General features: G+C 71.3%; 17 protein-coding genes, 1 tRNA gene and 1 pseudogene. 6 read left to right on the top strand and 13 right to left on the bottom strand.

Annotated elements, in window-relative coordinates:
- Nucleotides 1-14: 14 nt before the first annotated feature.
- The 3 genes from MET9862_RS12875 to MET9862_RS12865 form a co-directional block, all read right to left on the bottom strand.
- A complete protein-coding gene (locus tag MET9862_RS12875; protein ID WP_142583356.1) occupies nt 15-1,094 on the bottom strand; it encodes an enoyl-CoA hydratase/isomerase family protein in 1,080 nt (359 codons plus the stop codon).
- Complete coding sequence (locus MET9862_RS12870; RefSeq protein WP_142583355.1) at nt 1,094-2,236, bottom strand: acyl-CoA dehydrogenase family protein; 1,143 nt, start codon at nt 2,234-2,236, stop codon at nt 1,094-1,096. Before MET9862_RS12870 ends, MET9862_RS12875 begins: the two co-directional genes overlap by 1 nt.
- A gap of 181 nt (nt 2,237-2,417) precedes the next feature.
- Nucleotides 2,418-3,914: a CoA-acylating methylmalonate-semialdehyde dehydrogenase gene (locus tag MET9862_RS12865; protein WP_142583354.1), complete on the bottom strand. Its 1,497-nt coding sequence runs from the start codon at nt 3,912-3,914 to the stop codon at nt 2,418-2,420.
- A gap of 119 nt (nt 3,915-4,033) precedes the next feature.
- Here MET9862_RS12865 and MET9862_RS12860 point away from each other — a divergent pair, with 119 nt between their 5' ends.
- Both MET9862_RS12860 and MET9862_RS12855 read left to right on the top strand, forming a co-directional pair.
- On the top strand, nt 4,034-4,954 hold the full coding sequence (locus MET9862_RS12860; RefSeq protein ID WP_142583353.1) for a LysR family transcriptional regulator: 921 nt from the start codon (nt 4,034-4,036) through the stop codon (nt 4,952-4,954).
- A 75-nt stretch (nt 4,955-5,029) separates the two neighbouring features.
- Complete coding sequence (locus MET9862_RS12855) at nt 5,030-6,193, top strand: iron-containing alcohol dehydrogenase (protein ID WP_142583352.1); 1,164 nt, start codon at nt 5,030-5,032, stop codon at nt 6,191-6,193.
- A gap of 110 nt (nt 6,194-6,303) precedes the next feature.
- Here the strand turns inward: MET9862_RS12855 and MET9862_RS12850 are convergent, their stop codons facing one another.
- The 4 genes from MET9862_RS12850 to MET9862_RS12835 form a co-directional block, all read right to left on the bottom strand.
- Nucleotides 6,304-6,720 carry a DUF2147 domain-containing protein gene (locus MET9862_RS12850; RefSeq protein ID WP_142583351.1) on the bottom strand — a complete coding sequence of 139 codons (417 nt, stop codon included), beginning with the start codon at nt 6,718-6,720 and terminating at the stop codon, nt 6,304-6,306.
- Between the two features lie 82 nt (nt 6,721-6,802).
- Entirely contained in the window at nt 6,803-7,369 is a 567-nt protein-coding gene (locus MET9862_RS12845; protein WP_142583350.1) for a hypothetical protein, read from the bottom strand.
- Nucleotides 7,370-7,488: 119 nt separating this feature from the next.
- Nucleotides 7,489-7,564, bottom strand: a tRNA-Ala gene (locus tag MET9862_RS12840).
- A 181-nt stretch (nt 7,565-7,745) separates the two neighbouring features.
- A complete protein-coding gene (locus tag MET9862_RS12835; protein WP_142583349.1) occupies nt 7,746-8,126 on the bottom strand; it encodes a TIGR02300 family protein in 381 nt (126 codons plus the stop codon).
- Nucleotides 8,127-8,383: 257 nt separating this feature from the next.
- Here MET9862_RS12835 and aroA point away from each other — a divergent pair, with 257 nt between their 5' ends.
- Genes aroA through MET9862_RS12820 form a run of 3 tightly spaced genes read left to right on the top strand, consistent with a single transcriptional unit; the run spans nt 8,384 to nt 11,579 of the window.
- Entirely contained in the window at nt 8,384-9,736 is a 1,353-nt protein-coding gene (gene aroA / locus MET9862_RS12830) for a 3-phosphoshikimate 1-carboxyvinyltransferase (RefSeq protein ID WP_142583348.1), read from the top strand.
- Nucleotides 9,737-9,742: 6 nt separating this feature from the next.
- Nucleotides 9,743-10,375, top strand: a complete 633-nt coding sequence (gene cmk, locus MET9862_RS12825) for a (d)CMP kinase (RefSeq protein WP_142583347.1) — start codon at nt 9,743-9,745, stop codon at nt 10,373-10,375.
- A gap of 22 nt (nt 10,376-10,397) precedes the next feature.
- Nucleotides 10,398-11,579: a multidrug effflux MFS transporter gene (locus tag MET9862_RS12820; RefSeq protein WP_142583346.1), complete on the top strand. Its 1,182-nt coding sequence runs from the start codon at nt 10,398-10,400 to the stop codon at nt 11,577-11,579.
- A 90-nt stretch (nt 11,580-11,669) separates the two neighbouring features.
- On the opposite strand, the gene moaD is transcribed toward MET9862_RS12820, so the two are convergent.
- The 4 genes from moaD to MET9862_RS12800 form a co-directional block, all read right to left on the bottom strand.
- Nucleotides 11,670-11,921 (bottom strand): molybdopterin converting factor subunit 1, encoded by a 252-nt coding sequence (gene moaD, locus MET9862_RS12815; protein ID WP_142583345.1) that lies wholly within the window; start codon nt 11,919-11,921, stop codon nt 11,670-11,672.
- 29 nt (nt 11,922-11,950) lie between these two features.
- Nucleotides 11,951-12,550, bottom strand: a complete 600-nt coding sequence (gene pgsA / locus MET9862_RS12810) for a CDP-diacylglycerol--glycerol-3-phosphate 3-phosphatidyltransferase (protein ID WP_142583383.1) — start codon at nt 12,548-12,550, stop codon at nt 11,951-11,953.
- Between the two features lie 58 nt (nt 12,551-12,608).
- A complete protein-coding gene (uvrC, locus tag MET9862_RS12805) occupies nt 12,609-14,660 on the bottom strand; it encodes an excinuclease ABC subunit UvrC (RefSeq protein WP_142583344.1) in 2,052 nt (683 codons plus the stop codon).
- 76 nt (nt 14,661-14,736) lie between these two features.
- Nucleotides 14,737-15,456 carry a protein phosphatase CheZ gene (locus MET9862_RS12800; protein WP_142583343.1) on the bottom strand — a complete coding sequence of 240 codons (720 nt, stop codon included), beginning with the start codon at nt 15,454-15,456 and terminating at the stop codon, nt 14,737-14,739.
- Nucleotides 15,457-15,700: 244 nt separating this feature from the next.
- On the opposite strand from MET9862_RS12800, the gene MET9862_RS12795 reads away from it, so the two are divergent.
- Complete coding sequence (locus MET9862_RS12795; RefSeq protein ID WP_142583342.1) at nt 15,701-16,594, top strand: L,D-transpeptidase; 894 nt, start codon at nt 15,701-15,703, stop codon at nt 16,592-16,594.
- Nucleotides 16,595-16,636: 42 nt separating this feature from the next.
- On the opposite strand, the gene MET9862_RS12790 is transcribed toward MET9862_RS12795, so the two are convergent.
- On the bottom strand, nt 16,637-17,380 hold the full coding sequence (locus MET9862_RS12790) for a DUF2076 domain-containing protein (protein ID WP_142583341.1): 744 nt from the start codon (nt 17,378-17,380) through the stop codon (nt 16,637-16,639).
- Between the two features lie 228 nt (nt 17,381-17,608).
- Nucleotides 17,609-17,706 (bottom strand): annotated as a pseudogene (locus MET9862_RS30075) (porin family protein); the annotation flags it as partial.

Genomic DNA, 17,706 nt, shown 5'->3' with positions numbered 1-17,706 from the left:
CTTCGCGTTGCACCTCAGGCTGAAGTGGTCGAGGGGACATGCCGATCGGGCTGGCCGGGGAAGACCGGCGCCGCGCGCGGCTCCAGCCAGCGCGCGATCCGGGCCGGATCGACCTGATCCAGCCTCGGCGGCGACCAGCGCGGGTTGCGGTCCTTGTCGATCACCGCAGCGCGCACGCCCTCGCGAAAATCACCCTCGGCGAGCATGGCGAGGGAGGCGTGGAACTCGCGCTCGAGACAATCCTCGAGGCTCGGGGCGGTGCGTCCGCGGCGCAGCAGGCAGAGCGTCAGCACGAGGCTCGCGGGCGCCTTCTCGGCGAGGGTCGCGCGCGTCGCCGTCGCGAATGCGGACCCATCCGCCTCCAGCGCCGCGAGGATCTCGTCCATCATGTCGAAGGCGAAGCAGCGGTCGATCACCGCGCGATGCGCCTCCAGCGGGGCGGGGCCGGGATCGCGCGCCAGGGCCCGGATCGTCACCGCGGCATCCTCATGGTCCGATTCGGCCGGCAAGTCCGCCAGGGCCGCGATCAGGCGGGGGAGGGCGGTCGTCGGGACCAGGGCGTCGGCGAAGCCGGCATGGATCGCGTCGGCCGCCTCCATCGGCGCGCCGGTCAGGCCGAGATAGGTGCCGATCTCGCCGGGCGCCCGCGGCAGCAGCCAGGTGGCCCCCACATCGGGCAGGTAGCCGATCCCGGTCTCCGGCATCGCGACGCGGGAGCGCTCGGTGACGACGCGGTGTCGGGCATGGGCCGAGAGCCCGACACCGCCGCCCATGGTGATCCCGTCCATCACGGCGACGAAGGGCTTCTCGAAATGGGCGATGCGCGCGTCGAGGCGGTACTCGTCGCGCCAGAAGCGTTCCGCGAAGGCGGTCCCCTCGCTCTCGTAGAGCGAGCGCACGTCGCCCCCGGCGCAGAGGCCGCGCTCGCCCTCGCCGGTCAGCAGCACGCAGGCGATGTCCGGATCCTCGGCGAACCGGTCGAGCGCCCGATCGATCAGGCCGACCATGCGGTGGGTCAAGGCATTCAGCGCCTTCGGCCGGTTGAGGCGGAGCCGTCCCAGCCTGCCGACGGTCTCGACGATGACCTCGTCCATCAGCGCCCCCCGATCAGGTGGCGCGCCACGATCACCCGCATGATCTCGTTCGTGCCTTCCAGGATCTGGTGCACGCGCAGGTCGCGGACAATCTTCTCGATGCCGTACTCGGCGAGATAGCCGTAGCCCCCATGCAGTTGCAGCGCGTCGTTGGCGACGCGGAAGGCGGCATCCGTCACGTGGCGCTTGGCCATGGCGCAGAGCGCGGTCGCCTCCGGTGCGCCGGCATCGAGAGCCGAGGCCGCGTGGCGCAGGAAGGCGCGCGAGGCCTCGAGATCGGTCGCCATGTCGGCGAGGCGGAACTGCAGGGCCTGGAAGTCGGTGAGCACGCGGCCGAAGGCCCGCCGGTCGGCCATGTAGGCCAGCGTCCGGTCAAGGGCCCCTTGCGCGCCCCCGAGGGAGCAGGCGGCGATGTTGAGCCGGCCGCCATCGAGTCCGGCCATGGCGATGCGGAAGCCCTGGCCCTCGGCGCCGACCCGGTTCGCCACCGGCACCCGCAGGCTGTCGAAGCGCACGGACCGGGTCGGCTGCGCGTTCCAGCCCATCTTGCGCTCGTTGGCCCCGAAGCTGAGGCCGGGCGTATCCTTCTCCACCAGGATCGCCGAGACGCCATCCGGCCCCGGGCCACCGGTCCGCGCCATGACGAGGTAGAGGTCGCTGGCACCGGCACCCGAGATGAACTGCTTCTCGCCGTCGAGCACGTAATGGTCGCCGTCGCGCTCGGCCCGGGTGCGGAGCGCCGCCGCGTCGGAGCCGGAGCCGGGCTCGGTCAGGCAGTAGCTCGCGATCCGATCCATGCGCGCCAGGGCCGGGAGCCAAGCGCGGCGCTGCTCCTCGGAGCCGAAGCGGTCGAGGATCCAGGCGGTGAGGTTGTGAATCGAGAGGAAGGCCGCCACCGTCGGGCAGGCGGTGCTGAGCGCCTCGAAGATGAGGCTCGAATCGACACGGCTCAGCCCTGAGCCGCCGACATCCTCGCGCACCGTGATTGCGGCCATGCCGAGGCCCGCCGCGGCGCGCAGGGTCTCGACGGGGAAATGCTTGCGCTCGTCCCAGTCGAGAGCGTGCGGCGCGATCTGCTCGGCCGCGAAGCCCGCCGCCATGTCCCGGATCGCGACCTGATCCTCGCTGAGGCCGAAGCTCATGGCGTGTCCTCCATAGTCTCCGTCGCTCCTCTGCGGGGGCGGGTAGCGCCCGAACGGCGTCGGGAGAGGGGGCGACGCGACCGGATCGAGCGCGGCATCGCCGCTTCGCCCTCTCCAGAGGCGGGGCTCCCCTCGCCCGCCCCGCCTCCGCCCTCTCCCGCAGAGGGGGGAGGGCCGACCGTCAGCGCATGGTCGGGATCGAGAACTCGGCGCCGCTCTTGATGCCCGAGGGCCAGCGCTGCGTCACCGTCTTGGTCTTGGTGTAGAAGCGGATCGCATCCGGGCCGTGCTGGTTGAGATCGCCGAAGCCCGAGCGCTTCCAGCCGCCGAAGGTGTGATAGGCGATCGGCACCGGGATCGGCACGTTCACGCCGACCATGCCGACATTGACCCGCGCCGTGAAGTCGCGCGCCGCGTCGCCGTCCTGGGTGAAGATGGCGACGCCGTTGCCGTACTGGTGCGTCGAGGGCAGCGCCAGCGCCTCCTCGTACGTGTTGGCGCGGACCACCGAGAGCACGGGGCCGAAGATCTCCTCCTTGTAGATCGTCATCTCGGGCGTCACGCGGTCGAACAGCGAGCCGCCCATGTAGAAGCCGTTCTCGTAGCCCTGGAGCTTGAAGCCGCGTCCGTCGACGGCGAGATGCGCGCCCTCGCGCACGCCGGTATCGATGTAGCCCTTCACGCGCGCCACGGCCTCGGCGGTGACGAGGGGCCCGTAATCGGCGCTCTCGTCGTGGGAGGGGCCGATCCGGAGCGACTCGACGCGGGGAATCAGCCGCTCCATCAGGGCGTCGGCGGTCTTCTCGCCCACCGGCACGGCCACCGAGATCGCCATGCAGCGCTCGCCCGCGGAGCCGTAGCCCGCACCGATCAGCGCATCGACGGCCTGATCCATATTGGCATCGGGCATCACGATCATGTGGTTCTTGGCGCCGCCGAAGCACTGCGCGCGCTTCCCCGTCTGGGCGGAGCGCACGTAGATGTACTCGGCGATGGACGAGGAGCCGACGAAGCCGACCGCCCGGATGTCCTCGTCGTCGAGGATGGCGTCCACCGCCTCCTTGTCGCCGTTGACCACGTTGAGCACGCCCGGCGGCAGACCGGCCTCGAGGAACAGCTCGGCGATGCGCATCGGCACGCTCGGGTCGCGCTCCGACGGCTTCAGGATGAAGCTGTTGCCGCAGGCGATGGCCGGCGCGCATTTCCACAGCGGGATCATCGCCGGGAAGTTGAAGGGCGTGATGCCCGCGACCACGCCGAGCGGCTGGCGCATCGAGTAGACGTCGATGCCGGTGCCGGCGGCCTCGGTGTACTCGCCCTTGAGCAGGTGCGGGATGCCGCAGGCGAACTCCACCACCTCGACGCCGCGCTGGATGTCGCCCTTGGCGTCCGGCACCGTCTTGCCGTGCTCGGACGCTAGAAGCTCGGCGAGGCCCTGCATCTCGCCGCGGATCAGCTCAAGGAAGCGCATCATCACGCGGGCGCGCTTCTGCGGGTTCTGTGCGGCCCAGCCGGGCTGCGCGTCGCGCGCGTTCTCGACCGCCCGGCGCAGCTCGGCCCGGCTCGCCAGAGCCACCCGCGCCTGGACCTCACCGGTCGAGGGATGGAACACGTCGGCGAAGCGCCCGCTCGTGCCCTCGACGACCTTGCCGTCGATGAAATGACCCACGCTGCGCATGCGGCGCCTCCTGGTGCTTCCTCGTGATTTTGGCGCGAGCCTACCAGCCTTTGATGGGCGATAAAGTTGGACGGGCTCGCATCCGTTGTGCATCAATGCACATTGCAGCGGGGGTCGGCATGGTCGCGCGGAAGAGGTCCGGGCAGAGCTGGGACGACCTGCGCTTCTTCCTGGCGGTGGCCCGCTCCGGCACGCTCACGGCCGCCGCGCGCCAGACCGCGACCGAGCACACGACGGTCGCCCGGCGCATCCTGGCCCTGGAGGAGGCGCTCGGCCGCAGCCTGTTCCACCGGAGCCATGTCGGCTACGCGCTGACCGAGGCAGGGGAGGCGCTGCTCGGCGTCGCCGAGGCGATGGAGAGCGCGTTTCTCGGCGCACGAACCGGGCCGGCCGGGGAGGGGCACGGCGTCTCCGGCACGGTGCGGATCGGCGCGCCGGACGGTTTCGGCAGCCTGTTCCTGGCCCCGCGGATGCACCGTCTCACCGGACGGCATCCGGGGCTCGAGATCGAGATCCTGGCGACCGCCCGCATCTTCAGCCTCTCGAAGCGCGAGGCCGACATCGTCATCAGCCTGTCGGCCCCGCAGCAGGCGCGGGTGGTGGCGCGGCGCCTGACCGATTACCGCCTCTGCGTCTACGGATCGTCGGCCTATCTGGAGGCCGCCGCACCGATCCGCAGCGCGGCCGACTTCGTCCGGCATCCCTTCGTCGGCTATATCGAGGACATGCTGTTCGCGCGGGAGCTGAACTACCTCAACGAGGTCGATCCGCCGCCGCTCGCCCGCCTCCGCAGCACCAACCTGCTGGCCCAGGTCCACGCGACGCTCGCGGGGGCGGGCCTGTGTATCCTGCCGGCCTTCATCGCCGCGGGCCATCCGGGGCTGGTGCCGGTGCTGCCGGAGCGCCTGTCGCTGACGCGCACCTTCCACATGCACATCCACGAGGATTACCGGAAGGCTGCGCATGTCCGGGCGGTCGCCGGCTTCATCGCGGCCGAGGTGCGGGCGGCGCAGGGGCTGTTCGCGGGAGCCGGGCTGTAACGCGGATGGGTTTTCGCGGCCTTCGGCACCCTCTAGCCTTCCCGAAAGCCAGCAGAGACAACACGGGAGGACCCCATGGTGAGCGCGATCGCCCTGCCGCGCCTGATGCGGATCGGGGCCGGTGCCTCGGCCCTGCTGCCGGAGGTGCTGGGACAATTGGGCCTGTCGCGCCCCTTCGTCGTCACCGATCCGTTCCTCGCCGGCAGCGGGCGCGTCGAGAGCCTGATCGCGGGCCTGCGCGCGGCGGGCCTGTCGGCTGCCGTGTTCAGCGAGACGGTGCCGGACCCGACCGTCGCCTCGGTGGAGGCCGCGCTCGCGGCGCTCAAGGCGGGCGATCACGACTGCGTCGTCGGCTTCGGCGGCGGCAGCCCGATGGACACGGCCAAGGCCGTCGCGGTACTCGCCCGGTTCGGCGGGCCGATGCGCGCCTTCAAGGCCCCGCACCTGCAGGACGAAGCAGGGCTGCCGATCGTGGCGATCCCGACCACGGCCGGCACCGGATCGGAGGCGACGCGCTTCACCATCGTCACCGACGCGGCGACCGACGAGAAGATGCTCTGCATCGGGCTCGCCTATCTGCCGGTCGCGGCGCTCGTCGATTACGAGCTGACGCTCACCAAGCCGCGCCGCCTCACCGCCGATACCGGCATCGACGCGCTGACCCATGCCATCGAGGCCTATGTCTCGAAGCGGGCGAACCCGTTCTCGGACGGATTGGCGCTCTCGGCCATGCGCCTCATCGCGCCGAACCTGCGCCGGGTCTGGGCGGATGCCGGCGATCGCCGTGCCCGCGAGGCGATGATGATCGGCGCGACGCAGGCGGGGATCGCCTTCTCGAACAGCTCGGTGGCGCTCGTCCACGGCATGAGCCGGCCGATCGGCGCGCATTTCCACGTGGCGCACGGCCTCTCGAACGCGATGCTGCTGCCCGCCGTCACCGCCTTCTCGGCGCCGGCCGCGACGGCGCGCTACGCCGATTGCGCCCGTGCCATGGGCGTGGCGGAGGAGGGCGAGGCGGACGACCGTGCGGTCGAGCGGCTGATCGCGGCGCTCCGTGCCCTCAATGCCGATCTCGAGGTGCCGGGGCCGCGCGCCTACGGCATCGATGCGGGCCGCTGGTCGGACCTGCTGCCGACCATGGCCCGTCAGGCGCTCGCCTCCGGTTCGCCGGCCAACAATCCCCGGGAGCCCTCGGCCGAGGAGATCGAGGCGCTCTACCGCGCGGTGTGGGCAGGCTGATTCCGCGTCCGGTTGCTCGGGCCGGAGGCGGGATCAGCCAAGCCCCGGCGGCGTCAGAGCGAGGACGCCATCCGACATCCGAACGGATCAACGGGATGCCGGATGAACCCTCACTTCACCCGCTTCCAGGTCTGGCGCTTGCAGAACACGCTCATCACGCAGCCGGACACCACCACGGTGTCCGGTCCCGTCATCTTGAGCGAGCCGGAATAGGTCTTGCCGTCCTTCGGGTTGTAGAGCGTGCCCTCGTAGCCGTCCGAGGTTGCGCTCGCGGCGTTGACGATCTGCACGCCGACCACGCTGCGCGTGCGGAGCGCGGGGTCGGGATTGTTGGCGTCGAGCCCCTTGCCGGTCACGCTGACCAGCGTGCCGCAGAATCCGGCGCCGCAGCGGGCGAGGCGCACCTTCGAATCGCCCGTCTCGGTGAGCCAGATGCCGCTCGGGTCGCCGCCCGCGGCCTGGGCGATGCCGCCCGCGAGCAGGCTTGCGACGAGCGCGGAGGCGTGGATCAGGGGTCGCAGATGCATGAGGTCCTCCCTTGCCCGTGCTTCGGCGCGGGCCGGAGGGATTAGCCGGGGGGGCGCGGCCGGAGCAAGGGCCGCGGGCGCCTCAGCGCAGCCGGGACCCGAGCACGGCGCCGAGATAGATCTCGGCCACCTCGCAGAAGGGCAGGCCCGCGCCGGTGGCGAGCACCGCGTCCACCTCGAAGAGCGGCGTGTCGCGGCCCGGCCGGGGACCCGGATCGGCGGCCGGCCGCAGCGCGATGTTGCGCCGGCTGGGACCGAGCGGCCGAACCACACGGCCGAAGGGCGCGTCCGTGCCGTCGAGGGCGGCGTTCATGGCCGGCGTCAGCCGGGCCGGAACGTACCAGTTGTCGGCCTCCGACAGGACATGCTCGCCGCAGGCGAGGCGCACGCGGCGATAGCGCACCGGCTCGTCGGGCGCGATGGCGAGGCGCTGGCGCTGCTCGGCCGAGAGCGGCTTGTCCGGCGCGGCGACGCGGCGCGCGACGAGGCGCGGCTCGGCTGCCAGGCCCCGCTCGGCGCACCACGCCTCCAGCACGGCCGTGGCGCTCGGCGCGGCGAGGATGCGCGCGCGGAGATCCGCCACGAGCCCGGCCGCGTCGTCGGCGCGCGGCGCCGTGAGCGGTTCGGCCGAAGCGAGGGACAGGGACATCACCAGCGCACCGCAGAAGGACAGGAGGGCGGCAAGCCGCGTCCGCGCAGCCTCCGCACGCCATAAGGGGCGGGCGACGCGGCGTCCATGCAGTCTCTGTTGTTTCGAAAGGGGAAAGATGGTGGAGCCTAACGGGATCGAACCGATGACCTCTTCCATGCCATGGAAGCGCTCTCCCAGCTGAGCTAAGGCCCCACTTTCATCAGCCGCCGCGCTCTGGTCGCTCGCGGTGGCGTCTCGCCGGCGGCGCTGTCGTCCGTCGGCGAGGCGGTGTTTAGGCGGGTCTCGACCCGGACTCAACCCCCTTTTTGCACCGGCCGATCATTTTTTGGATCGGCGGCCGCCGCTCATACGCGGACGGCCCGGCAGGGTCGCGTCAGTTCTCCTCGTCGCTCTCGATGTCGCCGTCGATCAGGTCGGACACGTCGTCGTCGCCGGCATCCTCCTCCTCGAGGAAGGTGTCGGCATCGTCGTCGCCGCCCGCATCGTCGCCGGCCTCGTCGTCGGTCGAGGTATCCGCATCGTCCTCGGCAGCCTCGACCTCGTCGAGGGAGACCATCTCCGGGCCCTTCTCGTCCGTCTCGTCCTCGTCCTCATCGGTGCTGCGCGAGAGCGCGGGAGCCGCGACACGGCTCGGGGCGGCGCCCTGATAGACCGAGCCGCATTTCGGGCAGGTCGCGGGATCGCGGGCGAGATCGTAGAATTTCGCGCCGCAGTTCATGCACTGGCGCTTCAATCCGAGTTCCGGTCGGGCCACGGGGAAAACCTCGTCACGGTGCTGTCTGGGGAGGGGCCCCGTTAGTCGCGGCGCACGGACCTGTCAAATGGAACGGATTCCGGCCCAATCCTCAGCGGGTTCGGCCCGGATGACCATCCGCGGGAGCAGGCCTCCACCCGGTCCAGGATGACGGCGGACGGCATTGGTGCTAACCGGCCCCGCGCTCCTGCTCCACAGCACGTCCGCGCGCCCGCCGCGCACCGGACGACATCGAGATTCGCGCCGAGATTCGCCCCGTGCCCCACGCCTCCGACGATCCGCAGCCGCTCACCGCCTCGCCCGGCGCGCCCTTGCGCGGCGCCCTGAAGCCGCCGGGCGACAAGTCGATCTCGCACCGGGCGATGATCCTCGGGCTGCTCGCCATCGGCGAGACCCGCGTCGAGGGCCTGCTCGAAGGCGACGACGTGCTGCGCACCGCCGCCGCGGCCAAGGCGCTCGGCGCCGGGGTCGAGCGGCTCGGCGAGGGGCGCTGGGTGGTCCGCGGCGTCGGCATCGGCGGGATGAGCGACCCGGCCGAGACCCTCGATTTCGGCAATGCCGGGACCGGCTCGCGCCTGATGATGGGCGTGGTCGGCGGCCAGCCCGTCACCGCGACCTTCGACGGCGACGCGTCGCTGCGCAGCCGGCCGATGCGACGCATCCTCGATCCCCTGGTGAAAATGGGCACCGAGGTCGTCTCGGAGGCGGCGGGCGGACGCGTGCCGCTGACGCTGCGCGGCCCCCGCGAGGCGATCCCGATCACCTATGAGACGCCGGCCGCCTCGGCGCAGATCAAGTCCGCCGTGCTGCTGGCTGGCCTCAACGCGCCCGGCACCACCACGGTGATCGAGGCCGCCGCGACGCGCGATCATACCGAGCGCATGCTGCGCCTGTTCGGCGCCGAGGTCGCCGTCACGCCGCACGGCCCCGGTGGGCATGGCCGCGCGGTGGCGCTCACCGGCCAGCCGACCCTGCGCGGCACCGACGTCATCGTGCCCGCCGACCCGTCCTCGGCCGCCTTCCCGCTGGTGGCGGCGCTGATCGTGCCGGGTTCCGAGGTGACGCTGCGCGGCGTCATGATGAACCCGCTTCGCATCGGCCTGATCACGACGCTTCTGGAGATGGGCGCCGAGATCGAGCGGATGGACGAGCGCGAGGAGGGCGGCGAGACCGTCGCCGACCTGCGCGTGCGGGCGAGCCGGCTCAAGGGGGTCGCCGTGCCGCCGGAGCGTGCGCCGAGCATGATCGACGAGTACCCCGTCCTCGCCGTCGCCGCCGCCTTCGCCGAGGGCACCACGCGGATGGCTGGCCTGCACGAGCTGCGCGTCAAGGAATCCGACCGCCTCGAAGCGGTCGCGGCGGGGCTCAAGGCGAACGGAGTCCGCTTCGAGGTGCAGGGCGATGACCTCGTCGTGCACGGCGACGGCGCCGCCCCGCAGGGCGGCGGCACCGTCGCCACCCATCTCGACCACCGTATCGCCATGGCCTTCCTGGTGATGGGCCTCGCCACCCGCGAGCCCGTCACCGTGGATGACGGCGCGATGATCGCCACCAGCTTCCCGAGCTTCCTGCCGACGATGCGGGACCTCGGCGGACGGATCGAGGCCTGACGCACGATGCCGATGGTCATCGCGATCGACGGGCCGGCGGCGTCCGGCAAGGGCACGCTCGCCCGGCGGCTGGCCGATCATTACGGCCTGCCGCACCTCGACACGGGGCTGCTCTACCGCGCCGTGGCGCTGACGCTGATCGATGCAGGCGCCTCCCTTGACGACGAGCAGGCGGCGGCCCAGGCCGCGGCGTCGCTCATCGCCGACCGGCTCGCCGATCCGCGCCTGCGCGAGCGGGCCATGGGCGAGGCGGCCTCGCGCATCTCCGGCATCCCGGCCGTGCGCGCCGCGCTGCTGGCCTGGCAGCAGCGCTTCGCCGGCACGCCGCAGGGCGCCGTCCTCGACGGCCGCGACATCGGCACCGTGATCTGCCCGGAGGCGCGGGTGAAGCTCTTCATCACCGCGAGCGCCGGAGAGCGTGCCCGGCGCCGCCACCGCGAGCTGACGGGACGGGGCGAGAGCGTGACCCTCGCGGCGATCCTGGCCGACATCGAGGCCCGCGACGCCCGAGACGCCTCGCGCAGCACGGCCCCGCTGAAGGCGGCCGCGGACGCGGTGGTGCTCGACACCACCGAGCTCGACGCGGACGAGGCCTTCGCGGCGGCGCGGGCCGTCGTGGACCGCGCACGCACGCAGTGAGGATCGCGCCGCGGGCCGCCTGATGTCGGATCGACAACCGGAGGCGGCCCCGCGCCGCGCCTCGTTCCCGCTCCTCGTCGCGGTGACCATGACCGGCACCGTGGCCCTGCACATCTTCGTGCCGGCGCTCGCCGCCGCCGCGGGGGATCTCGGCACCACGCCGACCGCCGCGCAGCTCACCATCACCCTCTACATCGTGGGCCTGGCGGGCGGCCAGCTCGTCTACGGCCCGCTCTCCGACCGCTACGGCCGGCGCCCGGTGCTCATCGTCGGGCTCGCCCTCTACCTCGCCGGGCTGCTCCTCGCGATCCCGGCGCCCAACATCGCCACCCTCGTGGTGGCTCGGGTGCTGCAGTCGCTGGGCGCCTGCAGCGCCCTCGTGATCGGGCGGGCCATGGTGCGCGACGTCTCCGGCGCGGCGGATGCGGCACGCAAGCTCGCCCTCCTCACCATGGCGATGACGCTGACCCCGGCGCTGGCACCGGCCATCGGCGGCCTCGTCAACGAGGCCTTCGGCTGGCGCGCGGTGTTCGGCGTGCTCGCGGCTTTGGTGGCGGTTCTCGGCACGCTCGTGGTGCTGACCTTGCCGGAGACCAACCGGCACAAGGTGGCGTTGCCGGGGCTCACCGCCATGGCCGCCGCCTATCTGCGCCTGCTGCGCCATCCCGTCTTCCGGGCCTATCTCGTCGCCGGAGCCTGCGCCGGGACCAGCCTCTACGCCTTCCTGGCGGTGGCGCCGTTCCTGCTCGTCGACCGGCTCGGCCGCTCGTCGCAGGAGGTGGGGCTCGATTGCCTGCTCGTGGTCTTCGGCATGGTGGCCGGCGCGGTGCTGGCGAGCCGGCTGGCCCTGCGCGTGCCGATCCGCCGGGTGGCCCGAGCGGGCAACATCCTCTGTCTCGCCGGCGCGGCGACGTTGCTCGCGATCGATCAGGCCGGCTATCTCACGGTGGTGAGCCTGATCCTGCCGCTTCTCGTCTACGCGATCGGGGTCGGGCTCGTGGGTCCGAACGCGGTGGCGGGCCTGATGAACGTCGATCCGCGCGCCTCGGGCTCCGCCTCCAGCCTCTACGGCTTCACGCAGATGACCTTCGGCGCCGGCTTCACCGTGGCGGTCGCCCTCTGGCACGCCGATTCGGCGACGCCCGTCGCGGCGACGCTTCTCGGCGCGGCGCTGATCGCGGCCGTGGCATTGCGGAAGGCTTAGACCGATCCGGCGGTCGATCCGTTTCACCCACCGCCTCGTCCTGATGTGATGGGACGAAGGCCATGCGGCTTGCGGCCCGGACCGCCGGGATCACCCCCCCGTCATGGGCGGGAAGAACGCGATCTCCGCGGCACCGCGGATCGAGGCGTCGTGCTTGGCGTGGACCCGGTCGATGGCCGCGCGGACGACGCCCGGATTCTCGAAGGCGTAGGCGTATTCCTCCCCGCGCCCGCGCAGCCAGCCGACGAGGTCGGCCACGGTCGCCACCTCGTCCGGAGGCGCCACGACCTCCTCGGGGCGGCCGACGCGCTCGCGGACCCAGGCGAAATAGACGAGCTTCATCGGCGTCCTCGGGTCCTGCGGCGGCCCGCTCAGCGCGGGTCCTCGATGGCGTGCTTCACGCCCGCCCTCATGTAGTCCCAGCCGGTCCAGAGCGTCAGGGCGGCAGCGAGCCACAGCAAGATGATGCCGATCCGCTCGGTGCCCGGCAGGATGGTCTCGCCCGCGGGCCCGGCGACGAGGAAGCCGAGCGCCAGGAGCTGCACCGTGGTCTTCCATTTGGCCACCCGGCTCACCGGCAGGCCGACCTTCAGCTCGGCGAGGTACTCGCGCAGCCCCGAGACCAGCACCTCGCGGCACAGGATGACGATGGCGGCCCAGGTCGAGACGCCGCTGATGGTGCGGTCGGCCACCAGCATCAGAAGGCAGGCGGCGACGAGCAGCTTGTCGGCGATCGGGTCGAGCATCCGGCCGAGCGCCGAGGATTGCGCGTAGGTGCGGGCGACGTAGCCGTCGAGATAATCGGTGATGCCGGCAGCGGCGAAGACCGCGAAGGCACTGAAGCGCGCGGGGATCGACTCGGGCAAGAACAGCAGGCCGACCATGCCCGGAACCGCCACGAGGCGGCCGTAGGTGAGGCAGTTCGCGAGCGTCCAGGCCTGCGACCGGCGTCGGGGGAGGACGGCGTTCATCGGCGGGGTGAAATCACGGCTGCCCCCGAGCGTCAACGGGTCCGGCGTCTCGCTCACCTCAGGCTCCGGCATGGAAGAAGTCGTAGACGGCACGCGCGGTGGCGGCATTGACCCCCGGCGCCTTGGCGAGGTCCTCCAGCGCGGCGCGCTGGATCGCCTTCACGGTACCGAAATGGTGCAGGAGCGCCCGCTTGCGAGTCGGCCCGATCCCGGCGATCTCGTCGAGCGGGTTCCGGACCATCTCGCGCTTGCGCTTGGCCCGATGCGTGCCGATGGCGAAGCGGTGCGCCTCGTCGCGCAGCCGCTGCACGAAGTAGAGCGTCGGGTCCCGCGGCGGCAGCTTGAACGGGCTGCGACCCGGCACGAAAAAGGTCTCGCGGCCGGCATCGCGGTCGCGGCCCTTGGCGACGCCGACCAGGGGCACGTCGGAGACGCCGACCGCCTCGAGCGCCGCACGCGCGGCGTCGAGCTGGCCCTTGCCGCCGTCGATGAGGACAAGGTCGGGCCAGGCCGGAAAGGCGTCGGAATCCGCCTGCGGCTCCGGCACGGGCTCGGCCACGCCGCCTTCGAGCGCCGAGGCCGCGGCCTCGCCCGCGTTGCGCGGCGCCTCCTTCACCAGCCGCTTGAAGCGGCGCTGCAGCACCTCGCGCATCATCCCGTAATCGTCGCCCGGCGTCAGTTCCTCGGACTTGATGTTGAAGGTGCGGTAATGCGTCTTCATGAAGCCGGTGGGGCCCGCAACGATCATGCCGCCGACCGCATTCGTGCCCATGATGTGCGAGTTGTCGTAGACCTCGATCCGGCGCGGCGGTTGGGCGAGCCCGAAGGCCTGGCCCAGTGCGGCGAGCAGCTTGCCCTGCGAGGCCGTGTCGGCGAGGCGGCGCGCCAGCGCCTCCTTGGCGTTGCGCTGGGCATAGTCGACGAGATTCTTCCGCTCGCCGCGGCGCGGCCAATGGATCTCGACCCGGTGCTCGACGCGGCTCGACAGGGCTGCGGCCACGAGTTCCGCATCTTCCACCGCATGGCTTGTGAGGACCGTGCGCGGCGCCGGCTTGTCGTCGTAGAACTGGCCGATGAACGAGCCGAGCACCTCCTCGGGGGTCATGGTGCGGTCGGCCTTGGGGAAGTAGGCGCGGTTGCCCCAGTTCTGGAAGTTCCGGAAGAAGAACACCTCGATGCAGAACTGGCCGGCCTGCTCGTCGAGGGCGAACACGTCGGCCTCCTCGACGCCTTGGGTGTTCACGCCCTGCACGCCCTGGATGGCGGAGAGCGCGCTGATCCGGTCGCGGAAGCGGGCAGCCCGCTCGAACTCCATCGCATCGGAGGCGGCCTGCATCTCGTCGCGCATGCGGTCCTTCACGGCGTTCGACTTGCCGTCGAGGAAGGTCTTCGCGGAATCGGCGAGCGCACGATAATCGTCGCGGGCGATCTCGCCCGTGCAGGGCCCGGAGCAGCGCTTGATCTGGAACAGCAGGCAGGGCCGCGTGCGGTTCTCGTAGTAGCTGTCCGTGCAGGTGCGCAGGAGGAAGGCGCGCTGCAGGGCGTTCACGGTGCGATTCACGGCCCAAACGCTGGCGAAGGGTCCGTAATAGCTGCCCTTCCGCCGCCGCGCGCCGCGGTGCTTGACGATCTGCGGCGCCGCGCCGTCATCGGTGACGAGGATATAGGGGAAGGACTTGTCGTCCCGCATCAGCACGTTGAAGCGGGGCTTCAGCTGCTTGATGAGGTTCGCCTCGAGGAGCAGCGCCTCGGTCTCGGTCGCGGTGGTGACGAACTCCATCGCCGCCGTCTGCGAGATCATCCGCGCGATGCGGTTCGAATGCGCCTGGCCGCGGGCATAGGAGCCGACGCGGGCCTTCAGGTTCTTGGCCTTGCCGACGTAGAGGACGTCGCCCTTGGCGTCGAACATCCGGTAGACGCCGGGAGAGAGCGGCAGCGTCGACCAGAACCGGCGGATCACCTCCGTTCCGGCCTGGACCGCGCCGGGCTCGAAATCGAAGTCGATCTCGGGCCCGTCGTCGGGCAGGTCCGCGACCTCGTCGTCGCGGCCCTCCGGCAGGCCATCGTCGAAACTGTCGGGCGGAAGATCGGACGGGACGCGCCGGCTCATCCCGCTCACTTAAGCCGCCCGGAATCCGCCGGAAAGGGGCGGCGCCCGCATGGCGCCATGCGGGATCGCCCGAGGGTCAGTCGAACAGGGCGTCGATGTCCGACTGATCGACATGGCCCGGATCCTCGTCAAGCTTCGGCCCGTTGAGGAGCGACTTCTCGTCGTCCGGATCGACGGATTCGGATCCGACGCCCAGCACGTCGCGGAAGCTCTCGAGTCCGCTCCAGGCGGTGATGACCCGATCGAGATGATCCTCGACGAACTTCATCACGTTGACGATCTTGCTGATGCGCTGGCCGGTCAGATCCTGGAAGTTGCAGGCCTCGTAGGCGATCACGACGCGCTCCAGGATGGCGTCGACGTTCTCCTGGGCCGCTTTCGACAGGCGGGTGGCGCGCAGCATGTTCGCCTGTTGCTCGATATCCTCCATCGCGGTGAGGAGCGTCGAGGTGGCGTGCTCGGTCGATTCCACGACGGCGTCGAGCTCGTCGGCGGCGCGGCGCATGCCCTTGCCGTTGTGCTCGGAGCGGTAGAGCGCGGCGATCTCCGTCTTGGTGCGGGTGATCGCCTCCTTCATCAGATCGAGCTCGCCGCGCATCGCGAAGACCTCGTTCAGCTCGCGGCGGCAAGCCTCGACGGTCTCGCCCGCGCTCGCCTGGGTGATGCGGCGCAGGTCATGGATGGCATTCAGGATCTCGTCGAGCCGGGCACCACCCGCGGGCGCGGATTCAATCTGAGCAACGGGCTGCTGCGCAAGGCCGAAGCTGTCTTCGATACGGTAGCGTTTCTGGATCATCGCTTCGCGCGGCCGAATTCTCTCGAGTTCCGCCGCCAGGATGCCGCCAACTGGTTTCCAGACCTTCAACGGAAACGGCGCGGTGAGCGATTTAACCGCCGATTCACGCTGGTCGGTCCGCGCAGGGGGACGACAGTTCGATTCACCATGTTCCTTCACCGGATTCGCGAAGGATCCTGGGGATCGTTCCGTCAGCGGTGACCCGGGGCGTGACCGGGCCGCACCCTTCCGGAGAGCGGGAACGATGCGTGTGCGTGTGTGCGCGGCGGCGCTGGCCGCCGCAGCCTGGACCGGCGCGACCTGGGTCGACGCGGCCTGGCTCGGCGAGGCCCGGGCCCAGAGCCGGTATGCCGAGCCCGGCCAGTATGGCGGCGGCCTGATCGAGTACCTCGTCACTGGCGGCGCGCAGGATGCGCGCGGCCTCGCCCAGGCCCCCGGCCCGGTGCCGCGTCAGCCGCAGGCCGCCACCGTCGGCTACGCCTATCCGCCCGGCTCCGGCGACCCGCTGCAATCCTATTCCGGGGCGCCGCGGCGCCACGCGGCCCTGCCGCCGAGCGGACTCTACCCGCAGGGCAACGCCTATCCGCCCGGCGGCGGCTATCCCCAGGCCGGGCTCTATCCCCAGCCCGAGCCTCAGGGGGAGCCGCAATTTGCGATGCGCGAGCCGCCGGAGGAGCGGATCGGGCGCGGCCTCGATCCGCGCTACGCGCGCCAGGAGGTGGCCTATGACGGGCCGCAGCGGCCCGGCACCATCGTGGTCGATACGCCGAACAAGTATCTCTATCTCGTCCAACCGGGCGGCCGCGCGCTCCGCTACGGCATCGGCGTCGGACGTCCGGGCTTCACCTGGGCCGGCCTGAAGACGGTGAGCCGCAAGGCCGAATGGCCGGACTGGATCCCGCCGGCCGAGATGCTCGCCCGTCGCCCGGACCTGCCGCGGCACATGGCGGGCGGCCCGCAGAATCCACTCGGGGCCCGCGCGCTCTATCTCGGCTCGTCGCTCTACCGGATCCACGGCACCAACGAGCCGCACACAATCGGCCAGTCGGTCTCCTCGGGCTGCATCCGGATGATGAACGAGGATGTGACCGATCTCTACGACCGCGTGCCGATCGGCACCCGGGTCATCGTGCTGTAACGGGGAGGCCCGGCGCCACACGGCGCCGGGCCCCGGGCCGGATCAGGCCCAGTCGCTGTCGTCGCCGCCGCCGAGATCGCCGCCGAAATCGTCGCCGCCGTTATCGTAGGAGGCGTCCTGGAAATCGCCCCCGCCGAGCGGGGCGCCGAGATCCTCGGTATTGGCGCCATCCGAGCCGTAATAGTTGTTCACCACGGTCTCACCGCCGCCGAGGCCCGCCGAAGCGGCGCTGCCGAGCTGCGAGTGGCCGCCCGCGAAGGCGTTCGAGAGGGCACTGCCGAGGAGCATGCCGCCCGCCGCGCCGGCCGCCATCGGCAGGGCGGTGGCGAGGAAGCCGCCGCCGCGGGCCGGCGGCTGCTGCTGGCCGTAGCCCGGCTGGCCGCCCCAGGGGCCGCCCTGCTGCTGCGGATAGCCCTGCTGGGGTGCGGCCTGCTGACCGTAGCCCGGCTGCTGGCCACCCCAGGCCCCGCCAGGGCGCTGCTGCGGCGCGTATTGCGGCTGCGGCTCGGGTCGGGATCCGCCGCCGAAGATGCTCGACAGGAACCCGCCACCGCCCGAGCTCTGCGGCTGCGCCTGCTGGCGGCGCGCCTCCTCGAGTTGCTGGTTCAGGCTCTTGATCGCCTCTTCCTGCACGTAGATCAGCTGCGCCATCGCGTAGGGCGCGTAGGGCTGCTGCCGGATCCGGTCGGCGATGAAGCGCTCGGCATCCGCGTCCCGTGGCTGGCCGGAGGCCTGTTCGAGGCGCTGGAAGATGCCGGAGATGACGTCGCGTTCTTCGCTGTTCATGGAGTCGTCCTCCTCGATCACGCCCCGCGGCGGTCACGGGCCGCGTGGTCGGCGGAGATGTGGGAAGGCCGTGGAAGCTTTGTGAGGGGCGCTCACGAAAACTTCGCCGTTGCATTGCGAAAGATTCGCGGGATTAAACGGCGCGCGACACGAAAAAAGCCCGGCCGAAGCCGGGCTTTCGCAAGGGGGCGACGCGGGCGCCGGGCGCCCGCACCGCCTGCTGGGATCTCAGTACGAGCCGAACTTGTAGTTGATGCCGGCGCGGACGACGGCGAACTCGGTGTCGTTGCGGCGGCTGGTGGCGCCGGAGATGACGGTGACGCCGG

Source organism: Methylobacterium symbioticum (genome assembly GCF_902141845.1).
Lineage (GTDB): Bacteria > Pseudomonadota > Alphaproteobacteria > Rhizobiales > Beijerinckiaceae > Methylobacterium > Methylobacterium symbioticum.
Note: the sequence above shows the minus strand (reverse complement) of the source record. Positions and strands in the feature narration are given on the sequence as shown.